A 17,361-nucleotide genomic window follows, 5' to 3' on the forward strand; every position below is an offset into this window, starting at 1 on the left:
GGCGTCGAACTGGGCGCTGGCGAGGCGAAAATGGGGCCACGCCTGCGGCGAGGCTTGAACGGATCGGAACCGGTCAAGGTTCCCGAAGGCGACTCTGGAATGCGTGAACTGAAAATCGACGCCGTCGGCGGCCAGGGCGACGGCGTCGCCGCCGGCCCAGCCTTCGTGCCCCTGACCCTGCCGGGCGAGCGGATCACCGCCCGCATGGAAGGCCAGCGCGGCGAGCTGGTCGATGTCCTGGAGGCCAGCCCCGATCGCGTCGCCCCGCCGTGCAAGCACTTCGGCCACTGCGGCGGCTGCGCCCTGCAGCACTGGGACATCGCGCCCTATCTCGACTGGAAGCGCGAGCAGGTGCGGTTCGAGTTGAAGCGCGAGCGGATCGAGACCGAGATCCTGCCGACCATCGCCTCGCCACCGGCCTCGCGCCGCCGGGTGGCGCTGCATGCGCGCGGCGGCAAGGGCGGGGTGCGCCTGGGCTTCAAGGAGCGCCGCTCCTGGAACCTGGTGAAGATCGAGGAATGCCCGGTCACGCATCCGAAGATCGTCGCCGCCCTGCCGGGCCTGGCGCGCCTGGCCCAGCCGTTCCTGGAGCATCCCAAGTCGGCCCCGACCCTGCACGTCACCCTGACCGGTACGGGTCTGGACATCGACGTCACGGGCGTCGAGCGCAAGAGCGGCGGGCTGTCGGCCGACGCCCGCGTGCAGGCGGCGATGGTGGCCGCCGAGTTCGACTTCGCCCGCGTCACCCTGGCCGGCGAGGTGCTGTACATGGCCCGCCAGCCGCTGGTGAAGCTGGGTCCGGCCATCGTGCCGCTGCCGGCCGGTTCGTTCCTGCAGGCCGTGCCGGCCGCCGAGAAGGCCATGGCCGACTTCGCCGTGCAGCACGTGGCGGGCGCGGCGAGGGTCGCCGACCTGTTCAGCGGCGTGGGCACCTTCACCTTCCGCCTGGCCCAGGAGTCGGGGGTCTATGCCGCCGACTTCGCCGAGCCGGCGATCGCGGCGCTGAAGGCGGCCGTGGGGTCGGCCCCGGGCCTGAAGGCGATCGTCGCCGAGGCGCGCGACCTGACCCGCCGGCCGGTGCTGTCGAGCGAGCTCAACAAGATGGACGCGGTGGTCTTCGACCCGCCGCGCGCCGGGGCGCTGGAGCAGACGCGAGAGATCGCCATCTCCAAGGTCTCGCGCGTGGTCGGGGTGTCGTGCAATCCGGCCACCTTCGCTCGCGACGCCGGCATCCTGATCGACGCCGGCTTCAAGCTGGAGAAGGTGCTGCCGGTGGACCAGTTCCTCTGGTCGCCGCATATTGAGCTGGTCGGAGTGTTTTCGCGATGAGGCGAGGATGGGCCAGGCCAGCGGCCGGAACGATAGACTAGGGGCGGATCGGCGCGGGGCGTTCGCCCTCGACGCCGCCGCCCAGCGGGGCAAGGCCGCCGCCAAGGCGGCCTGGTGGACGGCGGCCGGCGGATTGGCCAAGTTCATCACCCGCCCGACCGAGGGCAAGGCCGCGCCGCGCTTTTCCTCCGACGCCCCGCCGGTGTCGCAGGGACGCCTGCGCCGGGCCTATCTGTCCGCCTTCGAGAAGGACGCCGCCGACGTGGCCGCCGGCCTCTATCCGCCGATGGAGGACGCGCCGTCCCACCCGGCCGCCTCGATCCTCAAGGCCTGGGATTTCCTGGCCGACGCCCGCGAGGTCGACCAGCGTCGCCGCCGGGGCGACGGCGTCGAGGTGCGCGACGATCCCAAGAGCCAGGGCTACCCGGCCTATTACCGGCAGAACTTCCACTACCAGTCGGGCGGCTGGTTCACCGCCGATAGCGCCCGCCGCTACGACGCCCAGGTCGAGGCGCTGTTCTCGGGGGCGGCCGGGGCGATGCGCCGCCGGGCGCTCGGCCTGCTGGCCCGGCATTGGCGGGGGCGCGACCAGCGCGACCTGCGGGCCGTGGACGTGGCCTGCGGCTCGGGCGCGTTCCTGCGCGATCTGGCGCAGGCCTTTCCGCGCGCCGCCCTGGCGGGCCTGGACCTGTCGCCAGCCTATCTGAACGAGGCGCGCACCCGGTCGGGACGGGGCATGGTGCAGGCCAACGCCGAGCGCCTGCCGCTGGCCGACGGCAGCCTCGACGCCGTGACCTGCGTCTACCTGTTCCACGAGCTGCCGCCGCGCGTGCGCCCGATTGTCGCCGCGGAGCTCGCCCGGGTGCTGAAGCCCGGCGGCGTGCTGGCCTTCGCCGACTCCGTGCAGCCGGCGGACGAGCCGGACCTGGCGCGGATGCTCGAGGCCTTCCCGGCCTATTTCCACGAGCCGTTCTACGGCAGTTACGCCGAGACAGACCTGGAGGCGCTGTTCGCGGCGGCGGGCCTGCGGGTGGTGGGACGCGACAAGGCGTTTTTGACCAAGGCGCTGCTGCTGGAGAAGGCTCAGTAATGCTCCCCCTGAAGGGGGAGCTGTCGCGGAGCGACTGAGGGGGAAGGGATCGCGGCGTTGGAGCGCGCCCTTAACTCAGCAGAAGCTTCCCCCTCCGGCCCTTCGGGCCACCTCCCCCTTCAGGGGGAGGATCTTATTCCGCCGTGCTGACCACCGCGAAGCCGGCTCCTTGCGGGTCGGTTCCCATGTAGATCCAGCTGCCGCCGGGCACCTGGTGGACGTCCATCATGGTGGTTCCGCCGGCCGCCACGGCGCGGTCGCGGGCCGCCGAGGCGCTGTCGACCTGGGCGTAGTAGTTCCAGAACGACACCGGCATGTCGGGCAGGCTGGTCATCATGCCGCCGACGTCGGGTCCGCCGGCCTCATAGGCGAACAGCTGGTAGGTTCCCATGGGGCCCATGTCGATCGCCTGTGTCTTCACCCACCCGAACAGGCCCGAATAGAAGGCGAAGGCGCCGTCCAGGTCGCCGGCCATCAGTTCGCGCCAGCCGAACGTGCCGGGCGCGCCATCGGCCGGCTGCGGCGGGATCTCGTCGCGGGGGAACGGCTTGAACAGGGTGAAGACCGCGCCGTACGGATCGGCGACGACCGAGAAGCGGCCAACGCCGGGGATGTCGTCGGCGGGCATGAACACCGAGCCGCCAGCCTCGACCACCTTGCCGACATAGGCGTCGACGTCGTCGACGAAGATGTAGCCTATCCAGCCGGGACGGGCGCCGTCCGGGCAGCCGCCCTCGGGCGTGAAGACCCCGCCGACCCCGACCTCGCCGACATTGAGGATCATGTATGGGGCGGGCCCCGGCATGCCGGAATCCGTCGGGGTCCAGCCCACGACCTTGGCGTAGAAGGCGCACGCGGCGTCCACGTCGGTGGTCATCAGTTCGTACCAGCCGAACCGTCCGTTGGTTTCCGACATCGCTCTCTCCCTTTTCTCCGGCCCCGGCTCGGGCCGTGTTCTTCGCGAGGACGAACGGCGCGCGCCCGTCCCGACACGCGGCGCGTGATTTTCTAGTCCGGCATGGTCTCGAAGGTGGCCAGGCCCTCCGGCAGCACCACCCAGCCCGGCTTGTCGCGCAGGAACAGGGCCATGGTCGGCGCGAACAGCGAAGCGTCGTCCAGCGAGCCGGCATAGATCGTATGGCTATCGTCGACCCCGACCTCGCCGCCGAAGACGAGGCCGCCGCAGGTCGGGCAGGCGTTGCGCAGGGCCTCGCCGCCGCGGAAGGCCGGTGAGCGGACCTTCAACGTCTCGCCGCTGATCGTCACCGCCGAGGCCGCAAAGCCCATGAACGGCACGAAGCCCGAGCCCGAAGCCTTGCGACAGTCGGCGCAGCAGCAATAGCCCTGGTACAGCGGCTCGTCCGTGGCGCTCCAGCGCACGGCGCCGCACAGGCGCCCTCCGGCGTAACGGCGTTCTGTCGTCATGACCGGCATTGATGGGCCTTCCTGTGACAGGTGCAAGCGGGGAGGGCGGCGTGTCGCTTCTGCTCACCCTTCGCCGTCATCCTGGGCGGAGGCGCGTAGCGCCGCAGACCCGGGACCCAGGGGACTGGGCGCAGCGCCTGGCCTTGCCGCCCGGAGGCTGCCGGCGCATTGCGACGGCCCCTGGGTCCCGGCTCTACGCTTCGCTTCGGCCGGGATGACGAGGCGGAGTGGCTTGAGGTTCAGAACAAACTCAACTGATCCCCCGTCTTGGGCGGGACGCGGAACTGGCTGGTGTCGAGGCGGGGCAGGGGCCTGTCGAGTTCGAAGCGCCTGAGTGCGGCGTGGAAGCGCTGGTTCAGCACCTCGGCCACCGGGCCTTCGCCGGTCATGCGCTTGCCGAACTCGCTGTCATAGGCCGCCCCGCCGCGCATCTGGCGCACCAGCGACATCACCCGCTTGGCGCGGTCAGGGTGGTCTGAGGCCAGCCACTGCTCGAACAGACCGTGGATCTCCATCGGCAGGCGGATGGCGACATAGCCGGCGGCCACCGCGCCGGCCTCCTTGGCCCGCTCCAGCACCGCCTCCATCTCGTGGTCGTTCAGCGACGGGATGGCCGGGGCGAACATGACGATGGTCGGCACGCCCGCCTGCGAGAGCTGGCGCACGGCGTCGAGGCGGCGCTCGGGCGTTGCGGCGCGCGGCTCCATGCTGCGGGCCAGCTTGCGGTCCAGCGTGGTGATCGACACGGCGGCGCGGGCCAGGCCCGCCCTGCCCATCTCGCCCAAGATGTCGAGGTCGCGGGTGATCAGGGCCGACTTGGTGATGATCGAGAACGGGTGGCGAAAGCGGCTGAGGGTCTCCAGCACGCCGCGGGTGACGCGCAGGCCTCGCTCCTGCGGCTGGTAGGGGTCGGTGTCGCCGCCGATATGGACGCTGCCGACCTTGTAGGTCGGCTTGGACAGTTCGCGGTCGAGGAGCTTGCCGGCCTCGGGCTTGAAGAACAGCTTGCTCTCGAAGTCGAGGCCGGGCGACAGGCCCAGATAGGCGTGGGCCGGACGGGCGTAGCAGTAGATGCAGCCGTGCTCGCAGCCGCGATAGGGGTTGATCGAGCGGTCGAAGCCGACGTCGGGGCTCTTGTTCCTGGCGATGACGGTCTTGGACTTCATGGCCAGGACGCTGGTGGTCAGCACGCGGGCGGCGTTGTCGTCCTCGGTCCAGCCGTCGTCGAAGGGCTCGGAGGTCAGGCTTTCGTAGCGGCCGGTCTCGTTGCTGCGCGCGCCGCGACCGCGCAGGGCGGCGGTACCTTGCTTGTAGGCGGTGTCGGTGAACGAGCGACGGGTCTGCATGCGAGCATCCTACGCCCACATTGAGAACATAACAAGAACGATGCTTGACGGCGCCGGCGGCGAGGCCCCAAAGGCGTGACCATGATCTCCGTGATCCTTCCCGCCGTCGCGCCCGTGCATGCGCTCGCCCAGATCCTGGCCCAGCTGGTGCCGGCGGCCGTCGACGGTCTCGTGAAGGAGGTGGTGATCGCCGGTGTTTCCGAGCCTGGGCTGGAGGCCCTGATCGAGGACAGCGGCGCGCGGTTCGTGGCGGCCTCGGGTGATAGGGGCGCGCTGCTGGCGGCCGGCGCGGCCTTGGCGCGGGGCGACTGGATCCTGGCCCTGGATCCGTCGCGCGGCCTGCCGGAAGCCTGGCGCGGACCGGCGGAGGCGCATCTGGCCGGCGGAGCGGGGGCTGCGGCTCTGCTGGTTCCGGCGGGCGGCTTGCTGGCGCGACTGACGGCGCCGCCGGTGGGGCTGCTAGTGCGGCGGCTGGACTATGCCGCGACGGGCGGGTTTTCGGGCAGCGCGCCGGAGAAGGCGCTGGCGGGGCGGCTGAAGGCGCGGCGGTTGCGGCTTTAAGGTCCTCCCCCTGAAGGGGGAGGATCGCAAGCGTCGACTTCGCCCCGCTGGGGAGAAGGAACATTGCGGTTTCCACCCGCCCCGCGTTATCGAAGCGCATGTCGCTCGCCCACGCCTCCGCCGCCGCATCCGTGAAGTGGGTCGGCTGGCTGCGGCGCCGGATCCGCTCCAGCGAGCTGTGGCTGATCGCGGTGGCGACGCTGATCGGCGTGGCGGCCGGAACCTTCGCGGTCGTGCAGGCCCAGGTGGCGCACGGCCTGCAGATGCTGCTGTTCGAGATCGACATCAACGAGCGGCTCAGCGCCCAGACCCACGTGGCGCCCTGGCGGCTGCTTGCCATTCCGGCGGGCGGGCTGCTGCTGGGCGGGATCACCTGGGCCTGGATGAAGTATCGCCCGCGCCCCGCCGTCGACCCGGTGGAGGCCAACGCCCTGCACGGCGGGCGGCTGTCGATGAAGGACAGCGCCTTCATCTGCGGCCAGACCATGCTGTCGAACGGGGTCGGGGCCTCGGTCGGGCTGGAGGCCGCCTACGCCCAGGCCGGCGCGGCCGCCGCCTCGTTCGCGGGCCAGCGGCTGAACCTGCGACGGGCCGACATGCGCACCCTGGTCGGCGCGGGCGCCGGCGCGGCCATCGCCGCGGCCTTCGGCGCGCCCCTGACCGGCGCCTTCTACGCCTTCGAGATCGTCATCGGGGCCTATACCGTCGCCAACCTGGCCCCCGTGGTGGCCGCCGCGCTGGCTGCGGTGCTGGTGGCCAGCAAGATGGGCGCGATCCCCTACCTGCTGAAGACCGACACCCAGGCGGTGCAGTCGTGGACCGACTACGGCCTCTACGCCCTGGTGGGCCTGGCCTGCGCCATCGTCGGCATCGGCCTGATGCGGCTGGTGGCCAACGCCGAGCGGCTGGTGACCCGCTCGCCGATCCCGCGCTGGCTGCGGCCGGCGATCGGCGGCATGGGGCTGGCGGCGCTGGCGGTGATCACGCCCCAGACCCTGTCGGCGGGCCATGGCGCGCTGCACCTGAACCTCACGGCCGAGCTGCCGCTCAAGCTGCTGCTGATGCTGCTGGCCATGAAGGCCATGGCCTCGGTGATCTCGCTGAGCTTCGGCTTCCGGGGCGGACTGTTCTTCGCCTCGCTGTTCCTGGGGGCGTTGCTGGGGCAGGTGTTCTCGGCGATCTCGCTGCTGATCCCGTGGGCGCCGAGCCTGGACCCGACCGTGGCGGCGCTGGTCGGCATGGCCGCTCTGGGCGTGGCCGTGGTCGGCGGACCCTTCACCATGTCGTTCCTGGTGCTGGAGGCGACGGGCGACTTCACGGTGGCGGCCGCGGCCCTGGTGGCCTCGATGATCGCCAGCGCCATGGTGCGCGAGACCTTCGGCTATTCGTTCTCGACCTGGCGGCTGCACCTGCGCGGCGAGACCATCCGCAGCGCCCACGACGTGTCGTGGATGCGGCCGCTGAGCGCGGGGCGGATGATGCGCAAGGACGTCCAGACCGTGCCGGCCGAGACGACGCTGGCCGAGTTTCGCCGCCGCTTCCCGCTGGGTTCGACCAAGCGGGTGATCATGGTCGACGAGGCGGGGCTCTATGCCGGGGTGATCCCGACCGCCAAGGCCTATGCCGAGGTCGGCGACGGCGAAAGGCCGGTGGCGGAGCTGGCGATCAACGCCGAGGCGGCGCTGAAGCCCGAGCAGTCGATCAAGGACGTCATGCGCGCCTTCGACCGCAGCGAGACCGACGAGCTGGCGGTGATCGACGACAAGCGCAACGTGCTGGGCGTGCTGTCGGAAGCCTACGCGACGCGGCGCTATGCCGAGGAGTTGGAGAAGGCGCGGCGCGAGCTGACGGGCGAGGCGGGGTGATCCGCCAGGAACCTCCCCCTGTGGGGGAGGCGGCCGAAGGCCGGTTGGGGGGAAGCTTTCAGCTTCTCTTGCGACGGCAGATCCAGGAGCCACGCCCCCCCACCGATCGCTTCGCGATCACCTCCCCCACAGGGGGAGGTTCCTTTTGATCGTCACATATCCAGCCGGAAGTCGATCACCTTCGCCCCGCTGGCCACGGCGTCGAGCGTGCGGGTCTCCGCGCCCAGCAGGCGGCGGTAGGTCCAGTACGAGGCCATGACCTTTTCGACGTAGTTGCGGGTCTCGAGCGCCGGCAGGCTTTCGATCAGCAGCAGGCTGTCGCAGTCGGCGCCCAGCTGCTGCTGCACCTTGAGCAGGGTGCCCGGACCGCCGTTGTAGGCGGCGACGGCGCGCAGCAGGTCGGGGCTCTGCAGGCCGCGGTCCATCAGCCAGGTGAAGTAGTCCTGGCCGACCCGCAGGTTGAAGGCGGGGTCGAACAGCGGGGTGTTGTCGGCCAGCAGCTTGTCGTCGCCGGCGGCGCGGGCGGCCGCGACCGGCATCAGCTGCATCAGGCCCACGGCGCCGGCGCCAGAGACGGCCATCGGGTCGAAGCGGCTTTCCTGGCGCACCAGGGCGTAGACCAGGGCCTTGTTCAGCGTGAAGCCGCCCTTTGGCGCGAGCTCGGGCAGGGGGTAGTCCTCGCCGCCGATCTTCTTGACCGGGCGGCCGGCGTTGAACGGCGCGCGGGCGTTGAGCGCCAGGGTGAGGGCGCTCCAGTCGGCGCGGGCCTTGTCGTCGGCGGCCAGGGACAGGCCGGCCCGCAGCTCGGCGCCGGCTTCGTTCCAGCGGCCAAGCTGGGCCAGCGAGGCGGCGCGGCGGGCGCGGATGTCGCCGGCCAGCAGCTTGTTCAGCGAGGCCGGATCGGGACCGGCGTAGGACACCCGGGTGATCAGGGCCGCGATCGGATCTTCGGGGTCGTTGGCGACGGCCAGGCCCGCCATCGCCAACTGGCGGGCGGCGATCATGCCGTAGAAGGTGTGCGGGGCCTGGGCGGCCTGGTTCAGCAGCACGCGGACGCCGTCGTTGTCGCCGGCCATGCTGGCCGAGCGGGCGGCCCAGAAGGCGCCGGCGGCGCGCAGCCAGTCGTCCTGGCCCTGGTCGTGGGCGACCTGCTCGAAATAGCCGCGGGCCTCGGCGTAGGATTCCAGGCGGAACGAGGCCAGGCCCGCGATCCAGCGCTCGCCCGAGGCCTTGGCCAGCTTCTGGGCGCCCTTCACGTCGCCGGAATAATAGGCCTCGCGGGCGGCGCGGCCCTTGTCGGCGGGGCCGGCGGCGCGGCCGCCCTGGGCGACGTCGACGAAGAGTTCGGGGGCCTTGGGCGCGGACACGCGGGCCGGCTTGCGCTTCATGGCCAGGGCGTAGACGCGGTCGGCGCCGGCCTCGTCGCCGTAGAGCTTCAACCAACCGGTCAGGTCGTCATAGCTGGCGGTGTAGGCGGTGGGGTGCATCAGCCGCACCAGCGACAGCTTGCCGATCAAGCTGCGGTTGCGGGTGTTGGCGAAGGCGACCTCGGCGGCGTCGAAATCACCGCGCTCGGCGGCGCCGAACGCGGCCTGATAGTAGCGCAGGTCGTTGTCCGACAGCGGTTCCAGCCCCGCGGCCCTTGCTGCGGGCGCAGCGAGGTTCAGGCAAAGCGCGAGGGCCGAGACAACGGCCAGAGGGCGAGCGAAAAGCTGCAAATCGTATCCGCGCAAGCCTTTGAAAAGGCGGCGCGCGTCCCCGTTCCGACTGGTCAGCGGTTTGTTTAATGGGGCCGTTCGGGTCGATCAAGCCTTTCGGCCAGCATCAATAGGTCCTGCCAGGCCTTCTTCTTGGCCGCCGGCTGGCGCAGCAGGAACGCCGGATGCAGGCTGGGCAAGGCCGGAACCTCGATCTGGCCGTCCTCGGAGCGCCACTCGAACCAGCGCCCGCGAAGCGAAAGAATGCCTTCCTCGCGCTTCAGCATGCTCTTTGCGGAGGCGCCGCCGACCAGAAGGATCAGCTTGGGTTTAACCAGCGCGATCGCTCGCTCGACGAACGGGGCGCAGACGGCCTGCTCCTGGGGCGTGGGCGTGCGGTTGCCCGGCGGACGCCAGAAGACGGTGTTGGTGATGAAGGCCCGCTCCTGCAGGCCCGCCGCCTTGAGCATGCGGTCCAGAAGCTGGCCGGCGCGGCCGACGAAGGGCTCGCCGCGAGCGTCTTCTTCGGCGCCGGGGCCTTCGCCGATGACCATGACCGGCGCGTCGCCGGGGCCGCGCGAGAACACCGCCTGCTTGGCGCCTTGCGTCTTCAGCGGGCAGCCGTCGAAGGCGGCGATGGCGGCGGCCAGACTTTCCAGGTCGTTGCAGGCGGCCGCCAGTTCCTTGGCGTGTGCGGCGGCCGCGCCGATGTCGATCCCGCCGAACGCGCCGGGACGGGGCGGGGGCGCGGCGACCACCACCGGCTGCGGCTGGCTGCGAGCCCGCAGCAGGGCCGCGCCTTCGGCCAGGCGGTCGATCGGCTCGTCGGCGTAGCAGGCCTCGACGCCCGCATCGGCCCAGAAGGCCAGCAGGCTTTCGACGGCGCGCGGATCGACGGCGAGGCTCATGGCGTTTCTCTAGCGAGTATAATGGGCTGCGTCACCGATATGTCCGCGCTGCGGTGCAACAAAAACTATCCGGTTTTCCTTGACCGCCGTGGCGTCACGTTCGGATAAAGTCCGACTCAAACAGGAAGAAGGCAGGCTCCGCGCAGAGCCTGGGGCGGGAGAAGCCATGAGCGAAGTCCTCGAACGCGAGTCGATGGAATACGACGTCGTCATCGTCGGGGGCGGCCCGGCGGGTCTGTCGGCGGCCATCCGTCTCAAGCAGATGGCCGAAAAGGCCGGAACCGAAGTCAGCGTGGCCCTGGTCGAGAAGGGCTCGGAGGTCGGCGCGCACATCCTGTCGGGCGCGGTCATCGATCCCAAGGCGCTGAACGAACTGATCCCCGACTGGAAAGAAAAGGGCGCGCCGCTCGAGACTCCCGTCACCAAGGACAAGTTCCTGCTGCTGGGCCCGCAGGGCGAGCTTGGCCTGCCGATGTTCGCCATGCCGCCGTTCATGCACAACCACGGCTGCTACATCGCCTCGCTGGGCAATGTCACCCGCTGGCTGGCCGCCCAGGCCGAAGAGCTGGGCGTCGAGATCTATCCGGGCTTCGCCGCTTCGGACATGGTCTGGCGAGAGGACGGCTCGCTGAAGGGCGTCGTGGTCGGCGTGGTCGGCGTCGCCAAGGACGGTCACGAGAAGCCCGACTACCAGCCGGGCATGGAACTGCACGGCAAGTACGTGTTCATCGCCGAGGGCGTGCGCGGCTCGCTGGCCAAGCAGCTGATCGCCAAGTTCGAGCTGGGCGCCGGCAAGTCGCCGCAGAAGTACGGCATCGGCATCAAGGAACTGTGGCAGATCCCCGCCGACAAACATCAGCCGGGCCTGGTGCAGCACAGCACCGGCTGGCCGCTGGACAACCAGACGGGCGGCGGCAGCTTCCTGTACCACTTCGGGGACAACTACGTGTCGGTCGGCTACGTGGTGCACCTGAACTACAAGAACCCCTGGCTGTCGCCGTTCGACGAATTCCAGCGTTTCAAGCAGCATCCGTCGATCCGCCCCTATCTGGAAGGTGGGAAACGCATCGCCTACGGCGCGCGGGCCATCACCGAGGGCGGCTACCAGTCGATCCCGAAGCTTTCCTTCCCGGGCGGCGTGCTGATCGGCTGCTCGGCCGGCTTCGTGAACGTGCCGCGCATCAAGGGCAGCCACAACGCCATGAAGACCGGCATGCTGGCCGCCGAGGAGGCGTTCAAGGCGATCGCCGCCGGCCGCGAGGGCGACGCCCTGGTCGAGTACGAGGCCGCCTTCGAGAAGTCGTGGGTCGCCAAGGAGCTCAAGGTCGTCCGCAACGCCAAGCCACTGCTGGGCAAGCTGGGCACCGCGCTGGGCGGCGCGGTCGGCATGTTCGACATGTGGTGCACGCACCTGTTCGGCGGTTTCTCGTTCTTCGGCACGCTGAAGCACGACAAGACCGACGCCGCCTCGACGGGCCTGGCCAAGGACTACGAGCCGCTGGTCTATCCCAAGCCCGACGGCGTGATCAGCTTCGACAAGCTGTCGAGCGTGTTCCTGTCGGCCACCAACCACGAGGAAGACCAGCCGGCGCATCTGAAGCTGAAGGATCCGTCGATCCCGATCGACGTCAACCTGCCCAAGTACGGCGAGCCGGCGCGTCTCTACTGCCCGGCCGGCGTCTACGAGGTGCTGTACGACGAGGAGGGCGCCAATCCGAAGTTCCAGATCAACGCCCAGAACTGCGTCCACTGCAAAACCTGCGACATCAAGGATCCGTCGCAGAACATCGTCTGGACGACGCCGGAAGGCGGCGGCGGCCCGAACTATCCGAACATGTGATTTGAAACCTCCCCCTCCTGGGGGAGGCGGCCGAAGGCCGGTGGGGGGACGTTTTCAGCTTGCTGCCGGTCTGCCGGTTTCGCAATCACTCCCCCCACCGATCGCTTCGCGATCACCTCCCCCACAGGGGGAGGTTCCTTCCACGCTTGCCCGAAACCTTGAAACCTAAGAGGGTGGCGGGATGATGCGTCTTCGAGTCCTCCTGTCCCTGGCTTCCACCGCCGTGCTGGCCGCCTGCGCCACCACCGAGCCCGCGCTGCGCGGGACGCAGGAGGGGTGGAACACCGCGCCATGGAACGGCCGCTCGGCCTATGGCCAGTTCCTGGCCGGCCAGGCGGCGCTGGAGGACGGCCGCAGCGACCAGGCCGCCGCCTATTTCCAGGCCGCCCGCAATCTGGGCGAAGACCCGGGCCTGCTGGGCGAACGCGCCTTCACCGCCTCGCTGCTGGCCGGCGAGGTCACGCGCGCCGCCGAGCTGGCGCCGCGGGCCGAGGGCGGGACCGAGGGTGTTCGCCGCCTGGGCATGCTGACCGTGGCCGTCGACGCCCTGGCGCGCGGCAAGGGCAAGGACGCGCAGGCCCTGCTGGCCGATCCGGCCCTGGGCTTCCCGCACCGTCCGGCCGTGGCCCTGCTGACGCCGTGGGCCGCCCAGGCCGCGGGCGACGCGGCCGCCGCCCAAGTGCTGCCCGAATTGCGCAACGACCGCCTGGTGCAGTATTTCGGCCAGCTCGGCCGCGCCGAGATCTTCGAGCGCGCCGGCAAGAACGCCGAGGCCGAGGCCGACTACAAGGCGTTGATGGAAGTCGTCGCCGTCCGGCCGATGTTCGCCCTCGACTACGGGGCCTTCCTCGAGCGTCGCAAGCGCCGCGACGAGGCCGTGGCCCTCTACGACTCGATCCTGGCCGAGGCGCCCAACGACGTGGCCCTGTTGGATGCGCGCGCCCGCGCCGTCGCCCGCAAGAGCCCGCCGGCCCTGGTCACCGGCCGTCAGGGCGCGGCCAACACGCTGGTCGCCTGCGCGGCGGTGTTCACCAGCGAGCGCCAGAGCCAGTTCGCCCTGGCCTATCTGCGCCTGGCCCTGCACCTGGATCCCAAGCGCGAGGACGCGCTGCTGATGGTCGGCGACCTGCTCGACCAGGGCGGCGACATCGACGGCGCCCGGGCCGCCTACGCCAAGATCCCCACCGGCTCGGCCCGCTACGCCGCCGCCCAGGGCAAGATCGCCTGGACGCTGCAGAACACGGGCGACAAGGACAAGGCCATCGCCGTGGCCGAGGCCGCCGCCAAGGCGCCTGAGGCCGGCCGTTCGGCTCAGCTGGTCTATGCCGACCTGCTGCGGGCCAACGATCGCTGGGCCGACGCCGTGGCCGTGATCGACCCGCTGGTCGAGGCCGAGAAGGAGAAGCCCGACTGGCGCCTGCTCTACATGCGCGGCGTGTCGCTGGAGCGCGCCGGCCGCTGGCCCGACGCCGAGCGCGACCTGGAAAAGGCCCTGGAGCTCAATCCGAACGAGCCGGAACTGCTGAACTATCTCGGCTACTCGTGGATCGACCGCAACGAGCGCCTGCCCGAAGCCCTTTCGATGGTGCAGAAGGCCGTGAAGGCCAATCCGCAGTCGGGCGCCATGCTGGACTCGCTGGGCTGGGCCTATCACCGCCTGGGCGACGACAAGGCCGCCGTCGAGCTCCTGGAGCAGGCGATCGAGATCGAGCCGGGCGACCCGGACATCAATGACCACCTGGGCGACGTCTACTGGCGCCTGGGCCGCAAGACCGAGGCCCAATTCCAGTGGCGGCGGGTGCTGAGCCTGGAGCCGACCGACGAGCAGAAGGCCGCCGCCGAGGCCAAGCTGAAGGACGGCCTGGGCAGCAAGGGTCCCGCCAAAGCCCCGACCGTGGCCAACGGGGCCAACGCGCTGTAGGTCTAGCGCCACCCGCCCAAGCTTTCGGATCCCTCGATGCGCCGTTCCACCTTCGCCCCGGCCAAGGTCAACCTGTTCCTGCACGTCGGCGGCCCCGACGCGGAGGGCTATCACCCGCTGTCGAGCCTGATGGTCTTCGCGGACGTCGGCGACACGGTCTCGATCCAGCCGGCCGACGCGCCGGTGTTCGAGACCACGGGCCGTTTCGGGCGCGACATTCCCGTCGACGAGAGCAATCTGGTCGTCCGGGCCGCCAAGGGGTTGCACGCGGCCGTCGGCGGCCCCGCGCCGCCGGTGAGGCTGATCCTCGACAAGGCCCTGCCGATCGCGGCCGGCCTGGGCGGCGGCTCCAGCGATGCGGGCGCAGCCCTGCGGCTGCTGCGCGAGGCGCTGGGCTACGACCTGTCCGACGCGGAGCTGGAGGCCGTGGCCGGTGCGCTGGGCGCCGACGGCGTGCCGTGCCTGTGGGGCGCGCCGGTGCTGGCGCAGGGCAGGGGAGAACGGCTGTCGCCCGCGCCCGCGCTGCCGGAGCTGCACGCGGTGCTGGTCAATCCGCTGGTCCCGTCGCCGACCGGCGCGGTCTATCGGGCTTACGATGCGGCCGTCGACCCGCGCGGCGAGGCCCCGCCGCCAGCCCCCGACGCCTTCGAGAGCGCCGAGGAGGTCTGCGCCTGGCTGGCGGCCATGACGCGCAACGACCTCGAGGCGCCCGCCGTGGCCCTGGAGCCGCGCATCGGCGAGGTGCTGGAAATGCTGGCCGGCGAGCCCGAGGCGCTGCTGGCGCGAATGTCGGGCTCGGGCGCGACCTGCTTCGCGCTCTGCGCCAGCGACATCGAGGCCGAGGGCCTGGCCGAGCGGGTCGAGAGCATGCGACCCGACTGGTGGGTGAAGCGGTGCCGCCTGGGCGGCCGGGTTAGTTTCGAACATTGATCGTCATCCCGGGCGGAGAGCCGCGAAGCGGCTCGTAGACCCGGAACTAGGGGCGACCGCATCGCGCCGGCCTCTGGGTCCGGGCTCTCCGCTACGCTGCGGCCGGGATGACGAAGGATTTGGGATTTGAAGCCCTGGCGAGGCAGGCGTGGTTGCGCCTAGTCTTCGGGCCTGCGCCAAGGAGCCCACACATGGACCGCCGCCTGTTCCTCGCCGCCGCAGCCGCGGCCGCCGCCACTTCGGCGCATGCCCAGGAAGCCGCTCCCGCGCCTCAGCCGGCCGCGCCGCCCCAGCCGGCTCCCAAGCCGCCGACGCGGGTCGCCGTCGAGACGCCGCTGGGCCGGATCGTCATCGAGCTGCACACCAAGGAAGCGCCGGTCACCACGGCCAACTTCCTGCGCTATGTCGACCAGAAGCGCTATGACGGCGCGACCTTCTTCCGGGCCTCGCGTGCGCCGGGCGCGCCGGAGTACGGCCTGATCCAGGGCGGCGTGCAGGGCGATCCCAAGCGCGTGCTGCCGCCGATCGCCCACGAGCCGACGACCAAGACGGGGCTCAAGCACGTTTCCGGCACGGTCTCGATCGCCCGCAACGCGCCGGGCACGGCGACCTCGGACTTCTTCATCCTGATCGGCGACGCGCCGGGCCTGGACGCCAATCCCGCCGCCTCGGGTGACAACCAGGGCTTCGCGGCCTTCGGCACGGTGGTCGAGGGCATGGACGTCGCCCAGAAGATCCTGGCGCTGCCGACGCCGGGCAAGGCGATCAATCCGGTGATGACCGGCCAGATCATCGACCCGCCGCTGAAGATCATCTCGGCCAGGCGGGTTCCGTAAGGCGGCGCGCGGTGCGTCCTTCGAGGCCCGCTGCGCGGGCGCCTCAGGATGAGGAAGTCAGTGCAAGAGCGTCCTCATCCTGAGGTGCGAGCCGAAGGCGAGCCTCGAAGGACGCAGGACGGCGGGCAAAGAAAAGGGCGCGGAGGCCGAAGCTTCCGCGCCCTTCTTTTGGACCGCCTTCAGCGGAGCCCGAGGGCTCAGCTGTGGTAGGCGCGTTCCCCGTGTTCGGAGATGTCCAGGCCTTCTTCTTCCGAGTCCGGCGAGGCGCGCAGGCCGATCACCAGCTTGATCACGTAGAAGACGATGGCCGAGGCGATGGCCGACCAGACGATGGTCAGGCCGACGCCCTTCAGCTGGGCGACCACCTGGGTGACCAAGTCGTAGGTGGCCGTGTCGCAGGTCGAGATGTCGCCGTCCTTGGCGCAGGACATGTAGTCGACGACGCCAGCGCCGCCCCAGGCGGGGTTGACGACCAGGCCGGTGCCGATGGCGCCGACGATGCCGCCGACGCCGTGGATGCCGAAGGCGTCCAGGCTGTCGTCGTACTTCAGGGCGTTCTTCACGGCCGAGCAGAAGATGATGCAGATCGGCGAGACCACCAGGCCCAGCAGGATCGCACCCATCGGACCGGCGAAGCCGGCGGCCGGGGTGATGGCCACGAGGCCGGCCACGATGCCCGAAGCCAGGCCCAGGGCCGACGGCTTCTTGCGCGTGATCCACTCGACGATGATCCACGACAGACCCGCGGCGGCGGTGGCGGCGAAGGTGTTGACCATGGCCAGCGAGGCGTAGGCGTTCGACTCCAGGTTCGAGCCGGCGTTGAAGCCGAACCAGCCCACCCACAGCAGGCCAGCGCCAACCAGGGTCAGGGTCAGCGAGTGCGGGGGCATCGGCTCCTTGCCGTAGCCTTGGCGCTTGCCGAGGATCAGGGCGCCGACCAGGGCGGCGATACCGGCGTTGATGTGGACCACGGTGCCGCCGGCGAAGTCGAGGGCGCCGAAGCTCCAGATCTTACCAGCCTTGACCACGCCTTCCGGATCGAGGGCGATGGCGTTCGGGCCCGGCCACCACCAGACCATGTGCGCCATCGGATAGTACGACAGCAGCGGCCACAGCACGGCGAAGGCGACGATGGCCGAGAACTTCATGCGCTCGACCAGCGAGCCGACCACCAGGGCCGCGGTGATGGCGGCGAAGGTCGACTGGAAGGCGATGAAGGTCAGTTCCGGGATCACGACGCCGGTCGAGAAGGTGGCCACGGTGGTGGCGGGCGTCACGTCCTTGAGGAACAGACGGCCCAGGCCCCCGACGTAGCTGTCCCAGGCGCCGCCGTCGGTGAAGGCGAAGCTGTAGCCCCACAGGAACCAGGCGACGAAGCCGATTAGGGCGACGGTCGAGACCTGCATCATGACCGACAGCATGTTCTTGGAGCGGACCAGGCCGCCGTAGAACAGGGCCAGGCCCGGCAGGATCATCAGCAGGACCAGCAGCGCCGAGGTCAGCATCCAGGCGTTGTCGCCCTTGTCCTGCTTGTCGACGATGGTGGGAGCGGCGGCCGGGGCCGGAGCAGCGGCGGGAGCGGCGGCGGCGGGCGCCGGCGCGGCCTCGGCGGG

General features: G+C 70.5%; 14 protein-coding genes. 8 read left to right on the forward strand and 6 right to left on the reverse strand.

Annotation, left to right across the window (positions count from 1 at the left end; translation table 11 throughout):
- Positions 1 to 99 precede the first annotated feature (99 nt).
- A complete protein-coding gene (locus DDF62_RS00535) occupies positions 100 to 1,329 on the forward strand; it encodes a class I SAM-dependent RNA methyltransferase (RefSeq protein WP_116487284.1) in 1,230 nt (409 codons plus the stop codon).
- 7 nt (positions 1,330 to 1,336) lie between these two features.
- Positions 1,337 to 2,419 (forward strand): class I SAM-dependent methyltransferase, encoded by a 1,083-nt coding sequence (locus DDF62_RS00540; RefSeq protein WP_116487285.1) that lies wholly within the window; start codon positions 1,337 to 1,339, stop codon positions 2,417 to 2,419.
- Between the two features lie 133 nt (positions 2,420 to 2,552).
- Here the strand turns inward: DDF62_RS00540 and DDF62_RS00545 are convergent, their stop codons facing one another.
- From DDF62_RS00545 to DDF62_RS00555, 3 genes are all read right to left on the reverse strand, one after another.
- On the reverse strand, positions 2,553 to 3,335 hold the full coding sequence (locus DDF62_RS00545) for a VOC family protein (protein WP_116487286.1): 783 nt from the start codon (positions 3,333 to 3,335) through the stop codon (positions 2,553 to 2,555).
- A gap of 92 nt (positions 3,336 to 3,427) precedes the next feature.
- Complete coding sequence (locus tag DDF62_RS00550) at positions 3,428 to 3,844, reverse strand: GFA family protein (protein WP_116487308.1); 417 nt, start codon at positions 3,842 to 3,844, stop codon at positions 3,428 to 3,430.
- Between the two features lie 239 nt (positions 3,845 to 4,083).
- Positions 4,084 to 5,190 (reverse strand): PA0069 family radical SAM protein, encoded by a 1,107-nt coding sequence (locus DDF62_RS00555; RefSeq protein WP_116487287.1) that lies wholly within the window; start codon positions 5,188 to 5,190, stop codon positions 4,084 to 4,086.
- Between the two features lie 81 nt (positions 5,191 to 5,271).
- Here DDF62_RS00555 and DDF62_RS00560 point away from each other — a divergent pair, with 81 nt between their 5' ends.
- Complete coding sequence (locus tag DDF62_RS00560) at positions 5,272 to 5,751, forward strand: cell wall biosynthesis glycosyltransferase (RefSeq protein ID WP_116487288.1); 480 nt, start codon at positions 5,272 to 5,274, stop codon at positions 5,749 to 5,751.
- Positions 5,752 to 5,849: 98 nt separating this feature from the next.
- A complete protein-coding gene (locus tag DDF62_RS00565; RefSeq protein WP_116487289.1) occupies positions 5,850 to 7,616 on the forward strand; it encodes a chloride channel protein in 1,767 nt (588 codons plus the stop codon).
- Between the two features lie 152 nt (positions 7,617 to 7,768).
- On the opposite strand, the gene DDF62_RS00570 is transcribed toward DDF62_RS00565, so the two are convergent.
- Together DDF62_RS00570 and DDF62_RS00575 are read right to left on the reverse strand one after the other, a co-directional pair.
- On the reverse strand, positions 7,769 to 9,334 hold the full coding sequence (locus DDF62_RS00570) for a lytic transglycosylase domain-containing protein (protein ID WP_116487290.1): 1,566 nt from the start codon (positions 9,332 to 9,334) through the stop codon (positions 7,769 to 7,771).
- A gap of 65 nt (positions 9,335 to 9,399) precedes the next feature.
- Positions 9,400 to 10,221: a uracil-DNA glycosylase gene (locus DDF62_RS00575; RefSeq protein WP_116487291.1), complete on the reverse strand. Its 822-nt coding sequence runs from the start codon at positions 10,219 to 10,221 to the stop codon at positions 9,400 to 9,402.
- Between the two features lie 166 nt (positions 10,222 to 10,387).
- Here DDF62_RS00575 and DDF62_RS00580 point away from each other — a divergent pair, with 166 nt between their 5' ends.
- The 4 genes from DDF62_RS00580 to DDF62_RS00595 all read left to right on the forward strand — a co-directional run bounded on the left by DDF62_RS00580 (position 10,388) and on the right by DDF62_RS00595 (position 15,748).
- Entirely contained in the window at positions 10,388 to 12,061 is a 1,674-nt protein-coding gene (locus DDF62_RS00580; protein ID WP_116487292.1) for an electron transfer flavoprotein-ubiquinone oxidoreductase, read from the forward strand.
- A gap of 181 nt (positions 12,062 to 12,242) precedes the next feature.
- The gene (locus DDF62_RS00585) at positions 12,243 to 13,982 is read left to right on the forward strand and encodes a tetratricopeptide repeat protein (protein WP_116487293.1); all 1,740 of its coding nucleotides are present in this window, start codon (positions 12,243 to 12,245) and stop codon (positions 13,980 to 13,982) included.
- Positions 13,983 to 14,018: 36 nt separating this feature from the next.
- Entirely contained in the window at positions 14,019 to 14,912 is an 894-nt protein-coding gene (locus DDF62_RS00590; protein WP_116487294.1) for a 4-(cytidine 5'-diphospho)-2-C-methyl-D-erythritol kinase, read from the forward strand.
- 191 nt (positions 14,913 to 15,103) lie between these two features.
- On the forward strand, positions 15,104 to 15,748 hold the full coding sequence (locus tag DDF62_RS00595) for a peptidylprolyl isomerase (RefSeq protein WP_116487295.1): 645 nt from the start codon (positions 15,104 to 15,106) through the stop codon (positions 15,746 to 15,748).
- Positions 15,749 to 15,945: 197 nt separating this feature from the next.
- Here DDF62_RS00595 and DDF62_RS00600 read toward each other — a convergent pair.
- A partial coding sequence (locus DDF62_RS00600) for an ammonium transporter (protein WP_244286658.1) occupies positions 15,946 to 17,361 on the reverse strand: 1,416 nt, incomplete at its 5' end.

It is taken from the genome of Caulobacter radicis, from assembly GCF_003094615.1.
Classification (GTDB): Bacteria; Pseudomonadota; Alphaproteobacteria; order Caulobacterales; family Caulobacteraceae; genus Caulobacter; species Caulobacter radicis.

Coding starts and splice junctions, on each gene's coding strand:
- DDF62_RS00535 (WP_116487284.1), top strand. CDS start 100: ATGCGTGAACTGAAAATCGACGCCGTCGGCGGCCAGGGCGACGGCGTC.
- DDF62_RS00540 (WP_116487285.1), top strand. CDS start 1,337: ATGGGCCAGGCCAGCGGCCGGAACGATAGACTAGGGGCGGATCGGCGC.
- DDF62_RS00545 (WP_116487286.1), bottom strand. CDS start 3,335: ATGTCGGAAACCAACGGACGGTTCGGCTGGTACGAACTGATGACCACC.
- DDF62_RS00550 (WP_116487308.1), bottom strand. CDS start 3,844: ATGACGACAGAACGCCGTTACGCCGGAGGGCGCCTGTGCGGCGCCGTG.
- DDF62_RS00555 (WP_116487287.1), bottom strand. CDS start 5,190: ATGCAGACCCGTCGCTCGTTCACCGACACCGCCTACAAGCAAGGTACC.
- DDF62_RS00560 (WP_116487288.1), top strand. CDS start 5,272: ATGATCTCCGTGATCCTTCCCGCCGTCGCGCCCGTGCATGCGCTCGCC.
- DDF62_RS00565 (WP_116487289.1), top strand. CDS start 5,850: ATGTCGCTCGCCCACGCCTCCGCCGCCGCATCCGTGAAGTGGGTCGGC.
- DDF62_RS00575 (WP_116487291.1), bottom strand. CDS start 10,221: ATGAGCCTCGCCGTCGATCCGCGCGCCGTCGAAAGCCTGCTGGCCTTC.
- DDF62_RS00580 (WP_116487292.1), top strand. CDS start 10,388: ATGAGCGAAGTCCTCGAACGCGAGTCGATGGAATACGACGTCGTCATC.
- DDF62_RS00585 (WP_116487293.1), top strand. CDS start 12,243: ATGATGCGTCTTCGAGTCCTCCTGTCCCTGGCTTCCACCGCCGTGCTG.
- DDF62_RS00590 (WP_116487294.1), top strand. CDS start 14,019: ATGCGCCGTTCCACCTTCGCCCCGGCCAAGGTCAACCTGTTCCTGCAC.
- DDF62_RS00595 (WP_116487295.1), top strand. CDS start 15,104: ATGGACCGCCGCCTGTTCCTCGCCGCCGCAGCCGCGGCCGCCGCCACT.